The organism is Oleiphilus sp. HI0043 (assembly GCF_001634935.1).
Genome location: NZ_LWEY01001458.1, coordinates 1 through 468 on the forward strand (window position 1 = coordinate 1; position 468 = coordinate 468).

A 468-nucleotide genomic window follows, 5' to 3' on the forward strand; every position below is an offset into this window, starting at 1 on the left:
AGATCAATTTATATAGGAGTAGCACGATGAATATCGGCGCGATATCAAAGCTAACAGGCCTTAATTCTAAAACCATTCGCTACTACGAAGAGATCGACCTGGTTCATCCTAGCTCGCGCTCTGCCAACGGCTATCGACAATATTCAGAACAAGATCTGGAACAGCTCCAGTTTATCCAGCGCGCCCGAAAGACAGGCTTCAATATTGATGAGTGTCGCCACTTGCTTGATCTTTTCAATAATAAAGGCCGACAAAGTCACGAGGTTAAATCCCTCGTCTTGGACAAAGCAAAATTAGTTGAAGAGCAAATAGCTGAGCTTAGGCTGATGCACCAGTGCCTGCTAGACCTCGCTAGCCAATGCCAATCTAACAATGACCCTCACTGCGCTATTCTTGATAAGCTTAGCGAGGCACCAGAGCAACTAACGACACAGGGAGGGGTAAAGCTATGAAAGAAACGAAATCAAG

General features: G+C 45.5%; 1 protein-coding gene. It reads left to right on the forward strand.

The features are described 5' to 3' along the window. On the forward strand, positions 1 to 452 hold a 452-nt coding region (cueR, locus tag A3729_RS20650), incomplete at its 5' end, for a Cu(I)-responsive transcriptional regulator (RefSeq protein ID WP_231877477.1). Positions 453 to 468: the final 16 nt, after the last annotated feature.